This window comes from Ruania rhizosphaerae (genome assembly GCF_009805705.1).
GTDB classification, from domain to species: Bacteria; Actinomycetota; Actinomycetes; order Actinomycetales; family Beutenbergiaceae; genus Ruania; species Ruania rhizosphaerae.
This window is the reverse complement of sequence record NZ_VSMB01000001.1, coordinates 696,699-717,244: the sequence shown is the minus strand read 5'-3', so window position 1 is coordinate 717,244 and position 20,546 is coordinate 696,699. Positions and strand designations below refer to the sequence as shown.

15 protein-coding genes are annotated in these 20,546 nt (G+C 65.0%); 8 read left to right on the top strand and 7 right to left on the bottom strand.

Translation table 11 applies throughout. The features are described from left to right. Positions 1-280 precede the first annotated feature (280 nt). On the top strand, positions 281-1,852 hold the full coding sequence (locus FV560_RS03145; protein WP_235019887.1) for an arylsulfatase: 1,572 nt from the start codon (positions 281-283) through the stop codon (positions 1,850-1,852). A 26-nt stretch (positions 1,853-1,878) separates the two neighbouring features. Here FV560_RS03145 and FV560_RS03140 read toward each other — a convergent pair whose 3' ends face one another. The 6 genes from FV560_RS03140 to FV560_RS03115 form a co-directional block, all read right to left on the bottom strand. Further along, positions 1,879-2,928, bottom strand: coding sequence for a LacI family DNA-binding transcriptional regulator (locus FV560_RS03140; protein WP_200837504.1), 1,050 nt, complete (start codon positions 2,926-2,928; stop codon positions 1,879-1,881). Positions 2,929-3,296: 368 nt separating this feature from the next. After that, entirely contained in the window at positions 3,297-3,989 is a 693-nt protein-coding gene (locus tag FV560_RS03135; protein ID WP_159619132.1) for a hypothetical protein, read from the bottom strand. After that, positions 3,986-6,370, bottom strand: coding sequence for a family 78 glycoside hydrolase catalytic domain (locus FV560_RS03130; protein ID WP_476748637.1), 2,385 nt, complete (start codon positions 6,368-6,370; stop codon positions 3,986-3,988). The genes FV560_RS03135 and FV560_RS03130 overlap by 4 nt, the downstream gene beginning before the upstream one ends. Before the next feature lie 62 nt (positions 6,371-6,432). Next, on the bottom strand, positions 6,433-7,767 hold the full coding sequence (locus tag FV560_RS03125) for an ABC transporter substrate-binding protein (RefSeq protein WP_159619128.1): 1,335 nt from the start codon (positions 7,765-7,767) through the stop codon (positions 6,433-6,435). 112 nt (positions 7,768-7,879) lie between these two features. Next, positions 7,880-8,803, bottom strand: a complete 924-nt coding sequence (locus tag FV560_RS03120) for a carbohydrate ABC transporter permease (protein WP_159619126.1) — start codon at positions 8,801-8,803, stop codon at positions 7,880-7,882. After that, positions 8,800-9,696, bottom strand: coding sequence for a carbohydrate ABC transporter permease (locus FV560_RS03115; RefSeq protein ID WP_159619124.1), 897 nt, complete (start codon positions 9,694-9,696; stop codon positions 8,800-8,802). The genes FV560_RS03120 and FV560_RS03115 overlap by 4 nt, the downstream gene beginning before the upstream one ends. A gap of 596 nt (positions 9,697-10,292) precedes the next feature. Between FV560_RS03115 and FV560_RS03110 the strand changes: the two genes are divergently transcribed. After that, positions 10,293-12,605, top strand: coding sequence for a beta-galactosidase (locus FV560_RS03110; protein WP_338049688.1), 2,313 nt, complete (start codon positions 10,293-10,295; stop codon positions 12,603-12,605). Between the two features lie 73 nt (positions 12,606-12,678). Here the strand turns inward: FV560_RS03110 and FV560_RS03105 are convergent, their stop codons facing one another. Next, positions 12,679-13,740, bottom strand: coding sequence for a LacI family DNA-binding transcriptional regulator (locus FV560_RS03105; protein ID WP_159619120.1), 1,062 nt, complete (start codon positions 13,738-13,740; stop codon positions 12,679-12,681). Between the two features lie 248 nt (positions 13,741-13,988). Here FV560_RS03105 and FV560_RS03100 point away from each other — a divergent pair, with 248 nt between their 5' ends. The 6 genes from FV560_RS03100 (at position 13,989) to FV560_RS03075 (ending at position 20,406) form a co-directional block, all read left to right on the top strand. Continuing rightward, positions 13,989-15,566 carry a sulfatase family protein gene (locus FV560_RS03100; RefSeq protein ID WP_159619118.1) on the top strand — a complete coding sequence of 526 codons (1,578 nt, stop codon included), beginning with the start codon at positions 13,989-13,991 and terminating at the stop codon, positions 15,564-15,566. Beyond that, the gene (locus FV560_RS03095; RefSeq protein WP_159619116.1) at positions 15,547-17,034 is read left to right on the top strand and encodes an ADP-ribosylglycohydrolase family protein; all 1,488 of its coding nucleotides are present in this window, start codon (positions 15,547-15,549) and stop codon (positions 17,032-17,034) included. Before FV560_RS03100 ends, FV560_RS03095 begins: the two co-directional genes overlap by 20 nt. A gap of 155 nt (positions 17,035-17,189) precedes the next feature. Next, the gene (locus FV560_RS20045; RefSeq protein ID WP_200837503.1) at positions 17,190-17,513 is read left to right on the top strand and encodes a sulfatase/phosphatase domain-containing protein; all 324 of its coding nucleotides are present in this window, start codon (positions 17,190-17,192) and stop codon (positions 17,511-17,513) included. Then, positions 17,510-18,571 carry a hypothetical protein gene (locus FV560_RS03085; RefSeq protein WP_159619114.1) on the top strand — a complete coding sequence of 354 codons (1,062 nt, stop codon included), beginning with the start codon at positions 17,510-17,512 and terminating at the stop codon, positions 18,569-18,571. Before FV560_RS20045 ends, FV560_RS03085 begins: the two co-directional genes overlap by 4 nt. A gap of 189 nt (positions 18,572-18,760) precedes the next feature. Then, positions 18,761-19,072: a helix-turn-helix domain-containing protein gene (locus FV560_RS03080; protein ID WP_159619112.1), complete on the top strand. Its 312-nt coding sequence runs from the start codon at positions 18,761-18,763 to the stop codon at positions 19,070-19,072. A 5-nt stretch (positions 19,073-19,077) separates the two neighbouring features. Then, positions 19,078-20,406 carry a type II toxin-antitoxin system HipA family toxin gene (locus FV560_RS03075; RefSeq protein WP_159619110.1) on the top strand — a complete coding sequence of 443 codons (1,329 nt, stop codon included), beginning with the start codon at positions 19,078-19,080 and terminating at the stop codon, positions 20,404-20,406. The last annotated feature ends 140 nt before the right edge of the window (positions 20,407-20,546 follow it).

Sequence of the window (20,546 nt, the reverse complement as noted above, 5' to 3'; positions counted from 1 at the left end):
GCAAGTGCCTCAATCGTTGCCAGGTTGGTCACCGGGCGCGGCGCTGCGAACGACTCCAGGGAGACCGAGCCGCGGCCACCGGACTGCTTGACACCCCGATCGAGACACTTCTACGGTGGCAAGAAACGTTTTCGGCAAGGGTGGCAGCACGCCACGGGCACGCCCGTCGGGCGTTGTCACCGTCCTGCTACGGGCCGACTCCCCGTGACGAGAGGATGCTACGCAGATGCCATGCGCCCAGGGGGAACAGTCGGTCACAGCCGAATCTCCCGCTCCCAACGTGGTCGTGATCCTGGCCGACGATCTAGGGTTCTCAGACCTTGGTTCCTACGGGGGCGACATCGACACCCCAAACCTGGACAGACTTGCCCGATCGGGCCTGCGACTGTCCAACTTCTACAACACTGCGAAGTGCTCTCCCTCACGCGCATCGCTGCTCACGGGGCTGCACCCACACCAAACCGGCATCGGCATCCTGGTGAAGGACCAGCGCCCGTGGGGGTACCCGGGAACCTTGAATGACCGGTGCGTGACGATGGCCGAAGTTCTCGGCGCTCACGGATACCGCAGCCACCTGAGCGGCAAGTGGCATCTCACAGGCAACTTCAACGAGCCCGACGGCGCCTGGCCGACAGAGCGTGGGTTCGATGGCTTCTTCGGGACCATAGCCGGCGCCGGAAGCTACTTCGCACCTGCGACGCTCACACGCGATGAGGAACCCGTGCCTGAGTCATCGCTGCCGGATGATTGGTTCTACACGGACGCCATCAGCGATGCCACGTCCTCTTTCATCTCGCGGCACTGCGAGGACTCGCCAGACAAGCCGTTCTTCTGTTACGTCGCCTACACGGCGCCGCACTGGCCGCTTCACGCCAAGGAGGAGGACGTTGACCGCTACCGCGGTCGATTCGATGCAGGTTGGGACGCGCTGCGCTCGACACGCCTCGATCGGCTCATCTCGCAAGGAATCCTGGCTCCCGATTGCGGGCTGAGCGGACGCGACCCCCTCGCCGAGCCCTGGGACGAAGCCTCACACAAGCAGTGGCAGGCCAGGCGCATGGAGGTCTACGCAGCACAGGTGACACGCATGGACGCCGGGATCGGCCAGATCGTGCACACCCTGGAGAGGCAGGGCCAGCTCGACAACACCATCGTGATCTTCCTCTCCGATAACGGCGGCTCCGCCGAGTCTCAGCCGGTAGGGATCATCGACGACGCCATGGCTCAACGTCTCCCAGCGCTCAATCGACGAACGCGGTCGGGCGAACCCATCCAACGCGGCGATAGTCCTGCCATCTCTCCAGGGCCCGAGAACACGTGGGCCAGCTACGGCCGCGCGTGGTCAAATCTCTCCAACGCTCCGTTTCGGGAGCACAAGTCATTCGTGCACGAGGGCGGGATCGCCGCTCCGTTCATCGCTCACTGGCCCGACGGGATTCGCGACGGAGGCGTCGTTCGGGACACACCGCACCAACTCACCGACCTGATGCCCACCATCCTTGAGGCAGCGGGCATCACATACCCCCACAGTCTTCTGGGCCGCGACCTCCTACCGCTCGAGGGCGTCAGCATGTTGCCAACGTGGCATGGGCTTACTCATGAATCGTCTGGATCTCGAATGCTGTTCTGGGAACACCTGGGAAACGCAGCGGCGCGATATGGCGCGTGGAAGCTGGTTCGCACCTATCCGGGAGATTGGGAGCTCTACAACCTCGAGCAGGATCGCTCCGAGCTGTGCGATCTCGCGTCGCAGTATCCGGACGTGGTGAACGACCTACGCACCGCATACGAGCAGTGGGCGGCACGCTGCGGCGTAATTCCCTTCGACCAGCTCCAGCCGCACCTGGCGTAGCCAGCTCACCCGTCCCACGTACCCCCCTACGGCAGGACGACCCGTGGCTGGCGATCAGCCTGGCTTGTCTCGCGAACGACCAGTTCGGGCTGGAACAGTCGATCGTGGTGCCGATGGTCAGGATCCTGTGACGCTTCGGCCAGCAGCAGCTCTGCGGCGGCTCTACCTACCTGATACTTGGGCTGCCGTATCGAGGTCAGCGGTGGCATCAACATCGCTGCGAACTCCACGTCGTCGTAGCCGACCACCGCAAGGTCGTCAGGAATCTTCAACCCTCGCTTCCGTGCCCCCCGGATCACGCCGAGCGCTACAAGATCGTTGATACAGAAGATCGCTGTCGGCGGGTCGGCGTCCGCGAGCACACTCTCCAGTGCGAGTTCGCCACCATCGGCATTGAGCTGATCGGTGTTGATCTCCAGGAGGGCGGTTCGAGGATCGACGCCGGCCTCCTCCAACGCTGTTGTGACCCCTGCGGCACGATCGACACAGGCGTGTATGGACCGCGGTCCATTCACGAACGCAATCCGCCGATGGCCCAGGGAGAGCAGATGTGCTGCGCCCAGCACGCCGCCGCGCACATCGTCAACATGGACTGAGCACATCGTCCGGTCCGGCCGAGGGCGATCAAGCAACACGATGGGTGTTGTCGCGCCGAACGCTTCCAGCTCGCTGATGTCGTCCTCGGCGGGGGTCACAAGCGCGGCCTCAACGTTGCGTTCACGGAGAGAACGCAGATAGCGTCCCTCGCGTTCAGGATCTCGATCTGAGCTACACACGACCAGCAGGAAGTCGTCCAGCGCGAGCCGATCCTCCATTCCACGCACGAGTTCGCTGTAGTACGGGTTCGCAGTGTCGAGCAGGACAGCACCGACCATCCGACCGCCGTGCCCTCGGAGTTGGCGCGCCGACGCGTTTGGCACGTAGCCGAGTCGCTGCGCCACCTCAATCACGCGATCCCTGGTCGCCGCGGTGACCCGCTCCGGGCGGTTGAGCGCGTTCGACACGGTCGAGATCGCAACGCCGGCTTCGTTGGCCACCTCGCGGATGTCGACACGCCGCTTACCACCGCCGCTCACCACAGACCCCTTCCCGCGAGCCGCACCGGCGGCAACGCAACGTGCTCACGACAACTGTTCGACGTGGACTCGATGCCGAACGACGACCCGGACATGAAAAACCTTTCGCCAGGATAACGTCATCGGTTTCCTGCCCGCACCCGGACGCCACAGGCGTGCCACGGTGTGAAGTCAGGCGGCTCCACCAGTCCGCCACGCCGCCGACCGCACTGAGTTCAGCGGAGGGTGACCGGATCCGGACACTGCCGCGTCGCCCTGGGCACAGTTGCAGACGACCCGCGGTGGTGTGAGAGACATGTACTACGCAACTCGCCGTCAGGGGCGCCGACGTCTGCCACCGACGTTGTCACGTCTCCGATGCGACCCCGTCATTCTGCCCGTTCGTCGCTGTCTGTCGCGGACACCAAGTCCCCGTCCCAGCGACCAATACGTGGCTCCAGCACACCAGCAGATACGCGCTGCCGCACGGTTGTGCAGGACGCGAGCGGCCGATGGCTCCGGGCGATCATGCTCGCGACGGCCGCGCTCACCGAGACCGCGACAATGGCCGCGACCACGACGACCCGCGCGGGGGCCATCACGACCACGGCGGCACCGAGCCACCATGGGAGCGACATGATCACGGCCGAGATCGGTCGCAGCGACAGCGCAAGGACAGTTCGGTGCAGCATGGAACGGACCGACCCGTCGGTGATCGCAACGACATACCAACCGACGGCGTTCGCCATGCCCGCCAACACACCGAGAGCGAGCGCGACACCGCCCAGGATGGGCGAGGCCTGCTGAACGGCGATCATGAGCACCGCAACGGCGGCGACCCATGGAGTCAGGCAGGCAACCGCCACCACCCACGCCGGGCGCCACTTCCGACTGAGGACCTTGCGGTATCGCACCCAGCTCGGGATCTCACCGCGGGAGAGCTGGCCACCTCCATCGTGGAGCGCCACCATGGCACCGGGCGCGGTCACGATCGGCAAGCTCGTCACGATCCAGACGCCGGTCAACCAGACGGCGCCGCTCAGCCACGCCATGACGCGATACCAACGTGGTTGCTGACTCATCGGTGCTGTCCTTGGAAGGTGTGGTGTCTGGCTTCCACCGTGAGCGCGCGTCCGTCGGGAAGGTGAAGTTCAGCGCTCGTGTTGGCCGGCACGGTGACCATTGTCTGCCATGCGGCTGAGCTCTGTTCCCAGGCGACCTCCACATCGCCCTGCGGCGTGCAGCCCTCCCACAGGGTGCTCTCCCCCCGCGCGAACCAGTACCCGTACGACGGGTGATCGGTCCGGGTGAGTATGTCGAAGGCATCGTCGACGTGTCCGTACCGGGTCAGCACCTCGAACAAGAACCGCGTTCCGTAGGAACCCGTATCGAGATGGTGCTCGCGCCGCTTGAGATCAGCGATCAGCGCATCAATAATATGTGCCTGTTGCTCCTCAGGGACGAGTCCGAGCCCGAGGGCCACAACGTTCGGCGCCTGTCGGTAGCCGACACGCGGCTCCCCCGCATACTGGCCGTCCACAGGGCGTCCAAACACCTTGTTGAAGGCGGCATAGATCCGAGCGGCCAGCCGGCTCCACCCATCAGCCTCCGTTGCCTTGCCGAGAACCCTGGCGATCTTCGCGAGAAGCACGGCCCAGTGAAAGAAGTAGGCGGTGCTATAGAGCGCATGGCCTTCAGGGCACAGACGGCGGATGTAGGGCGGATGCCAGTCACCCAGGCCTCCCGTAGCGATCAGGTCTGGATAACGATCGACCAGGAACTGGAGGTATCGGCGAAGGCGTGGGTAGTGATCGTCCAGGACGCGCACGTCCCCGTGGTACCAATAGAGCGCCCAAGCGATCTCGGCGTAGGCAATATCCCAAGCAGGGATCGGTGCCTTCACACGGTTGGTGCTGTCCGTGTACCCCCACTCCGCAGCCGGGATGATGGAGGGGAACTCACCCGTAGGCCGTTGACAGTCCGCGATGTCCTGCAGCCACTTGGTGTAGAACCGCGGCATATCGAAATTGATCATCGACGGGTACAACGACAGATAGGCGTCCCCGGTCCAACCGTTCTTCTCGTAGATCGGAGTGTCGGTCGAGATTCCGTGCAGATTTTCCAGGATGGATCGGCGTGAGGCTTCGTGGATCTGATTGAGCAACGGTTCCGAGCAGCGGAAGTCGGCAATGGAAGCGACGTCCGTGTGAGCCAGACGCGCCTCGACTGTGATGTCTGCGGCGGGGTCAGCACAGTCGATCTGCACATAGCGGAAGCCCTTGTAGGAGAACCGAGGCTCATGCGTGAGGCTGCGTCCGGCAGGTCGCACCGTATCGACCTGCATTCGAGCCTGGATAAAGTTCTGCTCGATGTCCACAAGGCCGCCAGGTAGCAGCTTCTCTCCGTAGGCAACGGTGATGGTCTGATCGGTGGCTGTCGTCTCCAGTCGGACCCAGCCGGCGAGTTGGCGTCCGAAATCGACGACGGACGTACCCGGTCGGGGCGTCGTCCGACCAACCGGCGGGAGCGTTCCGATGACCCGGATAGGCTGCTGCCGCTGTGCTCGTAGCTCACCTGCTGGTGCCGCAGCCCGTTGGGTGGACTGCCACTTCACATCACCGTACGTCTGTGTGGGATCGGTCCATCCGTCACGCTTGTATGACGCATCGAACTCCTCACCGCCAAGCAAAGAGTCCGCACGAACGGGGCCATCGATCCACTCCCACGCGGGATCAGAGCACACATGCCGGACGAAACCGTCCGCACACTCCAGGCGGAGCATGACCAGTGCCTTCGGCTGGTCCCACCACGGTGCCTCGTGCCACAACCAGACACTCTCTCGCGCCTCGGCGTACTTCCCTCGGCCTAGCACGATTCCCACGAGGTTGCGGCCCGGAACGACCGCACCGTCGATGTCGTAACTGCTGAACAAGACGGTGCGATCGAACCGGGTAGCCGCAGGGTCGAGCACCGCCGTGCCCACCTGCTGGCCATTCACATGCAGAGCAGCGGTCCCGGGCGCACTTACGTAGGCACGCGCACGGATCGGCATCTCCGGAACGCTGAACTCCGCCCTCAGCAAGGGTGCAGGGACCAAGCCCTCGTGCGTCGAGTTCGCGCCGATCCACTCAACTCCGGACCAGTCCATCTCGTCGATCGGCCCCATCTCCCACCAACTCCAGGCAGACCACGGCGCCGCCACACCCTGACCGTCGTACCAACGCACGCGCCACGCGTATCGCGTAAACGCCTGGAGTTCGGTTCCGCGATACTCGAGTCCATCTGAGGTCGAGTCCTCCACCGTCGCATCCCAGACAGCCTCTTCGGACAGCGAGTGGTCCAGGTTCTCAATGGAGACGACGACCTGTGCGGATCCCTGGACCGCGTCACCAGGGATCCGCCAGGACAGCCGGGGCCGGCGTTCGTCCAGACCGAGCGGCTCTGCCGCATACTCAACCCGCAGGTCACGTGCAGGTGCCGTGGGGTTGATTGTGGCCTCCTTCCGCGATTCGAGTGTGGGGTGGTTTAGGTGGTGTAGGTGTCGGGGTTGATGGTTCCGTCCTCGACGCCTTGGTCGTAGGTTTCTTGGTATTGGTCGGCGAGGTTTTGTAGTTCGGTTTCGATGTTGTCGGTGCCCAGGATGAGTCGGCGGAGGAGGTCGCCGATGAGTTCACCGCGTAGTTCCATGTCTTGGTGGGGGCTGGGTGCCCATGCGGTGTCTTCTTCGGTGGTGAGGTATCCGGCGAATTGGGGGGCTTGTCCTTCGGCGACTTCGTCGGCGGTGATGTCGGTTCGTGCGGGGAACGCGAGTCCTTGTTGGCCGATCGTGAGCCAGAGGTCGCGGCCGATGTATTCGTTGAACGCGGCTGCGGCGGTCTCCATGTCTTCGGTGGCTGCGTTGAGGCAGGTGACGCCGGCGACGTTGGAGATCTGCCGCACGGGGGTCTCGCCGTCGTTGTAGGGGGCGGCGGCGACTGCCCAGTTCTGGTCGGTGGCGAACTGGTCGTTGATGACGCTCAGGTCCCATGAGGCGGAGATGAACATGCCGATCTCGCCGTTGGCGAAGGCCTGACGCATCGGGTCGTTCTCCAACGTGCTGGCACCGGGGTAGGCCCACTCCTGGGTCACCATCTCGCGCATCAGCTCCACCAGGGGGCCGTAGTTCAGCATCTCGAACCGGCCGGTGCTGTGATCCCACTGCCCGTTCTGGCTCACGTTGGGGTGAGTGCGGGCGATCATCGGATCCATCATCCACTGGTTGAAGCCGCCCCATTTCATCGGCAGACCGAACCCGTAGACACCTTCCAGCTGCGCGATCGCCTCACACGCAGCACGCACCTCGCTGAACGTGGCCGGCGGCGCCTCGGGGTCCAGCCCAGCGGCTTCGAAGACGTCCTTGTTGTAGGCCATCCGGATCGCATTCGCCGTGGTCGGCACCCCGTAAGGGACGCCATCGATCATGAACCGTTCATTCGAGGGCATCTTCGCGGCGTAAGCCGCCTTGTTCTCCTCGGACAAGACCTCATCCAGCGGTGCAGCGAAGCCACCGTTGAAGATGGCCGGGTTCGCCCCTTCCCACATGTCCGGCCCATCGCCTGAGCGCAGGGCGAGGGTGACCGTGTCCTGCATCTGATCACTGGGATGAGCGGTCACCTCCACCGAGGCGCCATCGTCGGAGGCCCATCCGGCGAAGTGATCCTCGATCACCCCATTGCGAGGTCCGTTCGGGACCCAGAACGCCACCGTGGCACCACCGCCCTCGTTCGGGTCAGCGCTCGATGAGTTGCAAGCAGCCAGCGAGACTGCCCCAGCAGCGGCCAAGGTTGTCGTCAAAAACGTGCGCCGGTTCAGTGTCGTCATGATCTATTCCACTCTCCTATGAGTCGGGGTTTGCCTTGGTTGTCGAGGTTGGAGGACTTGTCCCGCCCTCCGGATTGCGAACTGTTTGGCGTGTCAGCCCTTCACGTTGGTGTTAGCCCTTCACACTTCCTTCGGTGAGGCCACGCAGGAAGTAGCGTTGCAAGAACGCGAACAAGATCACGATCGGAACGATGATCAACATGGCACCAGCCAAGATCAGGTCATAAGCCTGACTACCGTCTTCAGTGGCCCGAAGGGCATACACCCCGACCACCAGCGTTCGCATCTCCGGGTCGTTGAGAGTGAACACATACGGCAGCTGGAAAGCGTTCCACGACGCCTGGAACGCCAGGATGGTTGTGGTGGTCAGGATCGGGCGCATCAGCGGGAATGCGATCATCCAATACGCCCGCCAGATACCGCACCCATCAACCCGTGCCGCATCCTCCAACTCGGCCGGCAGCGTGGTCACGAACGCGCGGATCAAGAACGTGTGGATGACGGTCATGCCGGAGAACTCCAGCAAAACCACACCCACGAGGTTATCGATCCCCAACTGCTGCGCGATGACCAGCCGCGGATACAACGTTGCCGTTCCCATCCCGAGGAACAGGCTGCCACCCATCACCATCGCGATGGTGTTCCCGAACGGGACCAACTTGCGAGCCAACACGAACCCGAGCATCGAGGAGAACAGCAGATCGAGCGTGATCACCCCGATCACCACGAAAAGAGAGTTCTGGAAATACTGGTCGAACCCGCCCAGCTCCCACGCGATGCGGTAGTTCTCCAGCGTCCACTCCCGCGGCAACAACCGCGCCCCATCAACGAGGATGTCCTCAACCGGCTTGAACGAAGCAAAGAACGCATACAGCAACGGCATCACAGTCAACGCCGCCATCACACCCAGCACCACGTAAATGGCCACATGCCCCACCCGGCGCCGTGCCCGCGCCTCTCGCAGCACCCGCGCCTGCCCCGCGCGCACCACCCGCGCCTGGTCCGCTCCCGCCACCTGCTCCTGCGTCGCGGTCATCGCGAGCCCCCATCCTTGGACCGGCTCAGATACAGGTAAATCACCGACAAGATCGCCACGATGATCGCCGCATACACCGCCAACGCGGAGGCATACCCATACTGCGCACCATGATCGAGCCCGAAGTAGTACCCGAACAAATACGTGAACATCACCTCGGTCTGCCCCGCCGGGGCACCATCAGTGAGCGTCTTCACCAGATCGAACGAACGCATCGAGAAAATGATGCTCAACATGACCACGATCCGCAGGATCGGAGACAACAACGGCACCGTGATCCTGGAGAACATCTTCCACGACCCAGCACCGTCGATCCGTGCAGCCTCATAAATATCCCGCGAGATCGTCTGCATCCCCACCAGGAACAAGATCGTGTTCACACCGAAACTTGCCCACACACCCACCAAGATCAAACTCAACAACGCCGTCGGCCGCGAACCCAGCCAGTCCATATCCGCCGCGACGATCCCGATCGGGCTCAACAACCCGTTGATCACACCATCGACCGGACGCAGCAGGAAGTAGAACACCACACCCATCACCGCAATCGAGATCACATGCGGCACAAAATAGACCGTCCGGAAAAACCCGCCCAACTTCAACGCCCGATTCAACAAAACCGCTAAAAACAAACTCAACGGGATCTCGATCGCCATCCCACCAAACGCGAGAATAAACGTGTTACGAACCGAGTTCCACCACGCCGAATCACCCCACGCAGACTCATAATTCGACAGACCCACCCACACCGGATCCACCACACCATTAAACCGGGTGAAACTCAAATACACCGCATACAACAACGGCAACAAAACAAACGCCGCAAACAACAACACCGACGGAGCCGCAAACAACAACGCATGACCACGCTCACGCCGCTTCCACAACGACACCGAACGCCCACGCGAACCACCAACACCCCCAGAACCCGAACCCCCAGAACCCGAGACACCGCCACCCACCCGAGACTCAACCACCGACGACCCCACCATCACCAACCCCCACGCAACACGGGTACGGTCGACTCGGCGATGCCAGCAGCAGCCAACAGCAGTGCAAATGCTCCCAGGATCGCACCGAGCCACTGCGAAGAAGGAGTCCTCACATCCACCCTGCCTAGATGGTGCGACCGTACGATCGTCGCCCGACTGGTCAGCGTCCCCTTGCTCAACCGTATGCCCACGTTGGCTCCTAGTTGTATCGGTTCAATGCGGGATCAACGTTGCCCGATGACTGCAAGTGATGTCAAGGCCGTACGGGCCGTGGGACGCGATCTGCGTCGGCCACAGGCGAGTCCCTCAGGTTCACCGCGCGCCGTCGCTGGCGTCCCACACCAGGCCTCGGGTTGGCACACTGCTCGAGGCGTTCGGGAACGGCATCCCAGGCACGGGTCTTGACGGTGCAGGGAGCAACCATGTCGAGACGCACGCCGCCGCGGCCCGGCGAGGTTGCGGGTGAGGTTGAGCAGGCGAGGCTTCGCCACTGAGTTATGCCCACGATCGCGAGACCCATTCGCGATGATGCGGCGGCCGCCGATGCAGAAGACGGAGCGGTTCGCAGCGCACCTCGGAATGCGCCCGCACTCTGCGACCTTGGAATGCGAAGTTCGAGCGCGGCGCGAGGAAATCTCAGCAACCCAAATCGCTTGACAGCACGCACTACGAGAGGCTTGACTAGAGTCTTCCTTGAATCGGTACAATTTGGAGGATCCATGCTGCTCGCGGTCCAGTACTACAGGCCGCCGTTTCCCGCTTCGACGAGTTGGGAGAACGACATGGATCAGGTCGCAGCAGCCGGTTTCGATGCCATCCAACTCTGGGTGACGTGGGGGTGGGTGGAGCCCGAGCCCGGCACCTTCGACTTCGACGACTACGACCGCATCATGGATGCAGCCCACGCCCGCGGTCTCAAGGTGGTGCTGAGCACGATCGGGGAGGTCCAACCGTTCTGGATCCCGCGGATGGTTCCCGAGTCGGCGATGATCAATCATCTCGGGCAGCGGGTCGTCTCGACCCCACGTCGTGAAAACAATGCTGGGCTCACTCCCGGCGGCTGTTGGGACCATCCCGAAGTACTGGATCGAATGAGCAGGTTCCTCCAGGCATGTGCACAGCACTTTCGTGATCACCCTGCTCTGTCATCGTGGGATGTGTGGAATGAGACGAGGTGGTCCGTACACGCCGGCGAATACGTCTGCTACTGCGAGAACACGGTCACCCGGTTTCGCGACTGGCTCGCCGACCGGCACGGCGACCTCGACGGTCTCAACGAGGCGTGGCATCGCCGGTACCGGAGCTGGGACGATGTGCACCCTGGGACCATCCCGCGCCGGATGTATACCGATCTCGTCGAGTTTCAGCGCTTCCTGACATGGCGGTCCGGTGAGCACATGCGGTTCCGGGCTGAGACTGTTCGCGCGCTTGATGCCGATCACGTGGTGGGAGGACACGGCGTCGCCCCCTCGGCCTACTCCGCTGGCGTCCTGCACGAACAGGCCCTCCAACGCGGCAATGACGCCGACCACGTCGCCTCCCTGGACAGCTACGGCATCTCCATGTACCCGGACTTCTTCATCCACGACGAGGCAGACTTCGGTGGTCGACTCACGGCTGCTCGCAGCGCGTGCGGCGACAAGCCCCTGTGGGTCTGCGAACTCGAGGCCGCCCCGACAGGTATCGGCTTCAATCCCGGCCGCCCGGTCTCCGGCAGCGACCTGAGGCGCTGGCTCTGGACCTCCTTCGCACACGGCGCCAAGGCCGCGATTTGCTGGCAGTGGTACGACGAGTTGGTCGGTCCCGAGTCCGCTTCCTTCGGCCTCTCCGGCGACGACGGCAACTCCGAAGAGCGCCTGGCATCGGTGGCCGACGTCGCTACAACCTTTCGCGAGCACGCGGCACTGATCGGCAGCTACGTCCCGGACCCCGGCAAGGTCGGCGTCATCTTCGACCAGGGGGGGTACCACCTCGACTGGGCTGAGCACGGCGTCGACGATGAGCTCGTCAGCGGCAGCGTCCAGGGCTATATCCGCGCACTGGAGCACACCGGCACGCCCTACACGGTTCTGCACGCCAGCCACCTGAGCGCCGATCAGCTCGAGGACCTCTCGCTGGTGATCCTCCCAGCCCCGTTCGTCATCCCGGCGACAGCATCGAACCTCCTCACCACCTGGGTGAACGACGGCGGCACGCTCGCGACGGAGACCGAGTTGGACGGATGGACTGAGCAGGGCATCTACCGGTATCCCAACGATCGACCGTTCGCCACGGCACTCGGCCTGCGGGGTCACGGCCGCCGCCCCGTCACACCGACGGTCGACGTCGCCGTCGGCGATTCCGACTACGCGCTGGTCGCGAGCACGTGGACCGAACCCATCGGCTCCGCCGATCCATCGACGGAGTCGGAGCCCACCACGACCTTCCAACGCAGCACCGGTTCCGGCCAGGTACTGGCCATCGGCACGTTCGCAGGGTACGCCTACTTCACGCAGCGATACCCAGCGTTCGAAGCATTCGTCGCCGCCCTCGTGGACGTCGCCGACGCACACGGTGCGCTGCCACTCCTCAGTGCCGAGAACGTCCTCGTTCGCAGTGGCAGCACCAGCAACGGATGGCTCGTCCTGGTGGCGAACCACACCACCGACGACGGTCATGCCGAGGTTCGTATACCACCGGGCACGACCGGTCAGCCGGTCGAGATCGGGAGATCGGCGGGCGCCTCGTTCCAACTACGAGAGCGCACCATGTCCATGGAAGTCCCAGCGGGCGCGACGTGTGTCCTCCACCTCACCGTGAGCGGAGGATGACGTTGTGGTCACCCGCGAATAGGCCGGGCATGCTCCTGATCGCCCCGCACCCATGGCGAGGTCGAGCCAGGACTCACGCTCGGCGCGCAGCCGACCGCCGAACAGGGCGCGTGGACTCCCGGACCACGAGTTCGGGCTGAAACTGCACGTGGCGATGACGGTGCTCTTCGGGCTTCTCGGTCTCCTCGATCATCAGATCCGCTGCGGCGTAGCCGAGTTGATGCTTCGGCATGCGCACCGAGGTCAGCGGGACGCCGAGCATGGTGGCGAACTCGGTATCGTCGTAGCCGGCCACAGCCATCTCATCCGGTACGGAGATTCCGCGACGCTGCAGGCCTCGCAGCACGCCTAGTGCGACATAGTCGTTGAAGCAGGCGATCGCCGTCGGCCGCGGATTCATCTGCAGTACCTGGTCGAGTGCTTCTTCACCACCGTCGGCATCCGGCACCCCCTGGACTTCGATCAGCGCGTCGGTCGGGTCGAGACCAGCCTCGACGAGCGCCTCGCGTACCCCGACCGCACGGTTCTCGCCTGGGCGGTCCTCCGGGCGATCGTTGGTAAACGCGATACGGCGATGCCCCTCGGCCACCAGGTGCGCGGCAACCATGCCGCTACCCCGCACATTGTCGACGTGCACCGAGCATCGGTCTCGCGGTTCACCACCGTCAGCCGGACCGATCAGGACGGTGGGCGTGCCGCGCTCGATCGCTCGCTCGAACACTGTGTGGTCCCGGCTGGTCGGCTGGGCGAGGATGGCCCGGACCCCTTGCTCCTCGAACAACGCGAGGCAACCGATTTCCTTCTCGGTGTCCCGGTCGGAACTGGAGACGACGAGAATGAACCCGTCTTCGGCGAGGCGGTCCTCCATCCCTCGCGCCACTTCCATGTGGAACGGGCTGGCTACATCGAGAAAGATCGCCCCCATGGCCCTCGTGCGCCCACCTCGCAACTGGCGCGCCAGGGGATTGGGAACAAAAGACAGATCCTCCATCGTCGCCTGAACACGCCCAAGCGTCTCAGGTGCGACGACCCCAGGGTTGTTCAGCACGTTCGAGACGGTCGCGACCGACACACCCGCGGCCTGAGCGACGTCACGAATGCGCACCCGTCGGCGAACGACCTGACCGTCAGCCATGATCCCCCACCTCCGCAGAACCTGACGCACGACCTCTTGACCTGAGCAAGCGTACCGGTTCAATCCGTGGTTGACCGGGCATGCCACCGCCAGGTCCGCAGGCCCCGGACCCGCGCTGCTCCCCAGAAGGCGCGATGTCGTCCCGGCCGGGCGGGCAGCGCGCCTCCGATGCCCCTGTCTGGTTGACACTCGTCGCCTCGCGTGTCTAGGTTCGATCTATTGTATCGGTTCAAGACTGAGGAGCTTCCGTGCCAGACCCATCGCCTGACCCGCATCCCCAGGAGAGCGGCACAAGCATCCTCTTGATCACCGCGGATCAGTTCCGGTTCGACGCGATCGCCGCACACGGGAATCCCCACATCGATACGCCGAACCTCGATCGGCTCGTGGCCAGCGGGATGACGTTCCAGCGGGGATACACCGAGTCTCCCGTGTGCGTACCCGCTCGTGCCGGCCTCCTGACCGGCCGCCGGCCGCACCGTTCCGGAGTGTTCGACAATTCGACACCACTCGAGGAGGGCACCCCCACCATCACCCGGGAACTGGCCGACGCCGGACTGCACACACAGGCCATCGGGAAGATGCACTTCCGCACGCGGGAGACCACACACGGGTTCGAGGACCTCGCACTGTCCGAAGAGGTGCCGCACGACACCACGACCGATGCCTTCCTCAAGCACCTGCACGACGCCGGTGTCACGCACGTGGCCGAACCCCACGGCGTCCGGCACGAGCTCTACTACTCCCCGCAACCGTCGCAGTTGCCGGTCGAACTGCACACGACGACGTGGACGGGCGAGCGCACAGCGGCCTATCTCGAGGAGCGGGCCGCCGATGGTCGGCAGTTCTTCTGCTGGACCTCGTTCATCAAGCCGCACCCACCCTTCGATCCGCCCTACCCGTACTACCTGAAGTACGACCCGCTGACGATGCCGGACCCGGTTCGTAGCGAGTCTGAACGTGAGCGGCTGGGGTACCACGGCAGGCATCAGCATCGCGTGAAGTGGACCAGTCCCGACCTGGGCTTGGACACCATCCGCACCATCCGTGCCTACTACTACGCGCTCGTCAGCCACGTGGACGCCGAGATCGGCCGGATCCTCGACACTCTCGAGGAGACCGGCCTGCGCGAGCGCACCCTGGTCGTGTTCACCGCCGACCATGGCGAGTACCTCGGCGATCACTGGTGCTACGGCAAGCGAGGATTTCACGACTCGGCGGCACGCATCCCGTTCGTGCTGAGTCAGCCCGGAACTATTCCCGAAGGCGGCCGCTCCGACGCCCTCGTGGGCCTGATCGACCTCGCCCCCACCTTCCTCGCCGCTACCGGCACCGCCGCCACCACGCTCGACCCTGACGGCGCCAGCGTGCTCCCGGTGGCCACCGGTGCGCAGGACGCCATCCGCGACACCTGGTTCGGCCAGTACCACCACGGGCCCGAGGGCCTGTACTGCGCCATGAACAGCCGCTACAAGTACATCTACTCCGCCGCGGACGGACGGGAAGCCCTGCTCCAGGTCGGGTCCGACGAGACCGTTGACCTCCTGTCTCCCGACCATGCAGCCGACCTCGCCGGAGTGGATGTCCGGCTCGAAGCTGACCTGCTCCGCAAGGCGATCATGGAACAGTTCCGCGCCGATAGCTACACCGAGCCGCTCACCACCGACGGAGGGTGGCGCGTCCACCCTCCGATGTCGATGCCTGCCCTTCCCGGGAACGGCGATCGAGACCCCACTGGTCGCGGTCGCCAGTACCCGCACTGGCTCGGCCACGTCCCGCACCCGCGCACCGCCACAGGAGGCTCCGATGTCGAACCCCTCTTCTGACACCATTCGCACGCAGGTGATGGGCTGCTGGCTCGGCAAGGCGATCGGCGGAACTTTGGGCCAGGAGTTCGAGGGGCTCGACGGACCTCTCACCCTCTCGTTCTACGATCCGGTGCCCACCGAGATGGTGCCCAACGATGATCTCGATCTGCAGGTCGTCTGGGCCCGCCACCTGGCGAACGCCGACACTCCCGTCGTCGATCGCGACCACCTCGCCGAGGCGTGGTTGCGGCACGTGGACTTCCCGTTCAACGAGTACGCCGTGGCCAAACGCAACCTCCGCGAGGGCCTGAAGCCCCCGGAGAGCGGCTCGGTCGACAACTGGTTCACCTGCGGCGAGGGCGCGGCCATCCGCAGTGAGCTCTGGGCTTGCCTGGCCCCCGGTGACCCCGCCACGGCCGCCGCCTTTGCCTACGAGGACGCCTGCGTCGACCACGCAGGAGACGGCGTGGCTGCGGCCCAGTTCCTTGCCGCCACCCAGGCGCGCGCGTTCACCGGTGGCACCGTCGATGAACTCCTCGATGCCGGCCTGTCCGTCCTGGACCCCGGCACCCAGCTCTCCCGCGTCGTCGTCGACACCCGCGCCTGGTTCGCCGAAGGCCTGGACTGGCAAGAGGTCCGGTCTCGCATCGTCGACGCCTACGGTTCGATCGACTTCACCGACGTGCGGATGAACACCGGTTTCGTCGTGCTCGGCCTGCTCGCCGGCGGCGGGGACTTCGAAGCCTCCATCCTGATCACGAACAACTGCGGCAAGGACACCGATAGCTCCACGGCCTCCGTCGGTTCCACCCTCGGCATCTGGAAGCCCGACGGCATCCCCGAGCGGTGGCTCGCACCGATCGGGCGCGACCTGCGCATCTCCCCCGGCATCGTCGATTTCGACGCCCCTGCCACGGTCGACGACTTCACCGACCTGGTTCTCGACCTGGCACAGCGCATCCTGCCCCCGCCGGACCGCTCCGCCGACCCGACACCCGCGACCACCGCTCCGCTCGAGGTCGATGCGTGCTTCTACTCCCTGAACAGGCACAGCAGCATTCGCAGCTGGTTCCTGCCTCCCGTGGGCCCGGAGCCCGAATGGCCGACGGCGCCCCACCGGTTGACGCTAACCGGCACCTGGGCGCAGATGGCCGCCGAGGAGTTCGAAGACGACCTGCTGATGCTGGAGTACACCTTCGATCCGGGCGAGGTCCGCAATGTCCGCGTCGTCGTCAACACTCCGCTGGACTGCCGGGTGTGGTTGGACGGGCAGTGGCTGTTCGGCCGGGACGGAAACGAGCGACGTGTCTTTCCCACTCCGCACATGCCGCCGCTGAACCAGTACGCGGACGTGGACATAGCACCTGGTCTGCACCGCCTGCGGGTCGTCGTGCGGCGCCCCGCTCCGGGCGTCCCCGGCGAGTGGGTGGTCGCCGTCGCGAACGCCAGTACCTACGAATGGATCACGAACGCCCTTCGACCCTGACGGCGTCGCTGCCGGAACACTGGCTCGCCATGCCATGCGCTCGCGCCGGATGCCTCGCGGTCGAAGTGCTCACTGTGCCCTCGGAGTCGAGGACCGGTTCACCCCTCTCATCGAGCAATCCGTGCCCCCAATCAGCGCGGTCGGTGGTCCGGACAATGGCGTGGGCCGAATCGCTCGCCGGGCTTCTTCATCTGCCACGGATGGTGGCGGTTGTCGTAGTGCAGCGGTTCGGTCTGTCTACCCAGCGCGCGATCCGCACCACCGACTGGAAGTACATCTGGAACGCGACCGACGTCGACGAGCTCTACGACCTGCGCGCCGACCCGCACGAGCTGACCAACCTGAGCCACGAGCCGGCGCACGCAGAGACCATGGCCGAGCTCCGCCGTCGGCTGTACGGCGAGCTGGAGGCGTTCGGTGACGGTCAGGTCACCAACGCGTGGGTGCGTCGTCAGCTGCTCGACGGTGCCATCGCGTGACCGTGACCGGCTCGCCACAGCTCGCCGGGATGCGCGCGGCCGTGCTGCCGGACCGGCTGCTCCGGCAGTGGACCGACGACGAAATGGCTAATTACCTCACCGGGATCGCCGGCGCGGGTCTGGACACCGTGATCACCAAGCTCGATGCGGTCGATGACCGGTTCGCCGCGCAGTGCCGCGAGTTCGGCCTGGCACCGGTCGGGGCGATGCCGTGCTTCAACGCTGCCCGGCCCGCCACCGCGGACGTCGACCATCTCCGGCCGGTGGATGAGCGCGGCCACGAGTTCGAGCAGATGGAGTGGTACAACGGCCTCATCCCCACGGACACGGCCTATGCGGACGCTCTCGCCGCCCGCTGTGCGGAGCTCGCTGCCAGCGCGCCGGTCGATGGTGTGGTCCTCGACTTCATCCGATGGCCGCTCCACTGGGAGCTCGAGCTCCGCCCCGGCACGAGCCCGCGCCGCAGCTCCTTCGACCGCACGACCCTCACCCGGTTCGCCGAGTACCTCGATGAGGTAGGCCACGCGGGCCACGGGATCGAGCCAAGGAATCCCACCCGATCAGCAACCATCATTGACGGCGGTTTCCTGACGCGGTGGACACAGTTCCGGTGCGCGGTGATCACCGACCTGACCGCCCGGCTGGCCACGGCGATCCACTCACGCGGCCAGTGGGCCGGCGCCTACCTCGTGCCCGGCGACATGGCAGCCCGGGTCACCGTGGGCCAGGACACCGCCGCCCTGGGCAAGGTCCTGGACGTCATGTTGCCGATGACCTACCACGCCATCCTGCATCGCACGCCCTCGTGGCCGGCATCGGTCGTCGCCGATATCCGCACCACCACGACGGCGTCCCTCGTCCCGGTGCTGCAGGTCACCTCGGACTCCGCGTACGCCGGGCGAGCCGACTGGGGCGCGCCGATCAGTACCCGCGCGCTCAGCGCCGCCGTCGAGGCCGTCGCCAGTATCGGTCAGGGCGGGTTCGCCCTGTTCCCGGGCCACGCGCTCACTCAGGAGCGGCGCGACGCCGTGCGCCACACCCTCACCACGGACGGTTGAGAACCGACACCAACTGGCACGCCCTGCCACGACGTGCCGAATCGGCGGAGACCATGGGCCCGGGATTCGTTGCGAGGTCGCGACGCTCCACACACATAGCACGCACGTGCCTGGCTACGTAGGTGTAGCGTCTGCTCTGGCAGACGTTATAGGCGATAGCGTATACTGGAGTACCCGTAAGGAGGTGCCATGAAGATCAAATCACCCACGTTGGCACGCGTCCAACAGAAGTTGGGTCGCCACATCCAGGAATGGCGGAAGGTCAACGGACTCACCGCCGAGGATCTCGCCAGCAGGGCAGGCATCACCCGCAGCACCCTCCACGCCATCGAATCCGGAGCGGGCAGCGTCAAGTCCGAGAACCTCTTCTCCGTGCTCGAGGTGCTCGGTATCGCTGATGCGCTGGTCGATGCCGCCGACCCGATCAACACGGAGATCGGGCGAGCGCGGGCAGACAGGATCACCGTCCAGCGCGTGCGAAAGGCGACACCGCGATGGTGATCTACATGTTCGAGAACAGCCGGCGAGGGGACCGTCCGGTCGGGAAACTCGACTTCGTCGCCCCGCACGGCCCGCTCGCGTATGCAGAATTCACCTACCATCCCGACTGGCTGGCCAACGGATACGCCCTCGGGCCGACCCTGCCATTCACCTCCGGGCCTCAAGTGGAACGGGCAGTCCCCCGCCCCCTCCTCGACGCCGGCCCCGACCGTTGGGGGCGGTCGATCCTCTTTCCCACGGTCGCAGACAACACACGGGGTCGGACCGCTCACGACGGCGACTACCTGATCGCGACCCCTGACCTGACACGGCAGGGCGCCCTGAGGTTCTCCGACAAGCCAGACGGCGCGAGGTGGCTTGCCAGCTACGACGACTCCCCGATGCCGGGCGTGTACGACCTCGATCGGCTCCTGCGGGCTGTGGAGCGCTACGAGCAGCGTGACGCCAGCGACTCCGACATGGACATCCTCACCCGCGCGGGATCCAGCCAGGGCGGGCAACGCCCCAAGGCCACCATTGTCCACGAGGGGCGCCTCATGCTCGCCAAGTTCCCGGCTGGTGACGACCGCTGGGACGTGATCGGCTGGGAGGCGGCCTCACTCGAGCTCGCTCGACGCGCAGGCATTGAGGTCCCCACCTTCCGGCGCCACAGGTTGCGGGAAGGCCGATCGGTACTCCTGCTCGACCGGTTCGATCGCACCCCGACTCACCGGATCGGGTACATCTCCGCTCTCACGCTCTCCGGACAGGACGACACCTCCGACGCGCCTGCGCTGTCCTACGCAGAACTCGCCTGGATTCACCGGTCAGCGGCCGCCGACCATGACCGAGACAGCCGTGAGCTGTACCGCCGCGCAGCGTTGAACGTGATGCTCAACAACATCGACGATCACCTGCGCAACCACGGCTACCTTCGTGACGAATCTGGCTGGCGCCTTTCCCCCGTGTTCGACATCAACCCCTGGCCTCACGCCCAGACAGCAATGCCGATCTCACCTGAACACAGCGGCAGCACCCGCACTCTCACAGACCTCATCGAGTCCTCGGCACAGTTCGGCATCACCGCCGACGACGGTCGCGCCATCATTCGCGATGTCCACGAAGCCGTCCGGACCTGGCCGGCCGTGGCCACCGACCTGCACCTGCATGATGAGATCGAGCTCATGGGGCGGGCATTCGCCTTGGCCAAAGACGAGGCCGAAGCCATCTCAACCACAACCGTGGGCGGCATCACTGCGCCCTCTGAGCCCCCGCCTCGAGGAGGCGACGTCTGGGTACACCCCCACATACGCAACGGAAAGCACATTTCCGGGCACTGGCGTCACCGACCCTGAACTGTGCGCGACGCCCTCATCCGTGCAGCTCTACGACGTGGGCACGCGGCCCGGCGAGCAGGTCGCCCACCGCGTACGAGACCTCTGTGCCGTTGATGTCAGCCACAAGACGCGCGCGGGTGTCGCCCTGGACCTCGAGC

What these genes read in the sequence shown, in the direction of transcription:
- FV560_RS03080 (WP_159619112.1), top strand. Translation starts at nt 18,761, where the DNA reads ATGAAGATCAAATCACCCACGTTGGCACGCGTCCAACAGAAGTTGGGT.
- FV560_RS03135 (WP_159619132.1), bottom strand. Translation starts at nt 3,989, where the DNA reads ATGAGTCAGCAACCACGTTGGTATCGCGTCATGGCGTGGCTGAGCGGC.
- FV560_RS03120 (WP_159619126.1), bottom strand. Translation starts at nt 8,803, where the DNA reads ATGACCGCGACGCAGGAGCAGGTGGCGGGAGCGGACCAGGCGCGGGTG.
- FV560_RS03095 (WP_159619116.1), top strand. Translation starts at nt 15,547, where the DNA reads ATGTCGAACCCCTCTTCTGACACCATTCGCACGCAGGTGATGGGCTGC.
- FV560_RS03125 (WP_159619128.1), bottom strand. Translation starts at nt 7,767, where the DNA reads ATGACGACACTGAACCGGCGCACGTTTTTGACGACAACCTTGGCCGCT.
- FV560_RS03105 (WP_159619120.1), bottom strand. Translation starts at nt 13,740, where the DNA reads ATGGCTGACGGTCAGGTCGTTCGCCGACGGGTGCGCATTCGTGACGTC.
- FV560_RS03110 (WP_338049688.1), top strand. Translation starts at nt 10,293, where the DNA reads ATGCCCACGATCGCGAGACCCATTCGCGATGATGCGGCGGCCGCCGAT.
- FV560_RS20045 (WP_200837503.1), top strand. Translation starts at nt 17,190, where the DNA reads ATGGCGTGGGCCGAATCGCTCGCCGGGCTTCTTCATCTGCCACGGATG.
- FV560_RS03075 (WP_159619110.1), top strand. Translation starts at nt 19,078, where the DNA reads ATGTTCGAGAACAGCCGGCGAGGGGACCGTCCGGTCGGGAAACTCGAC.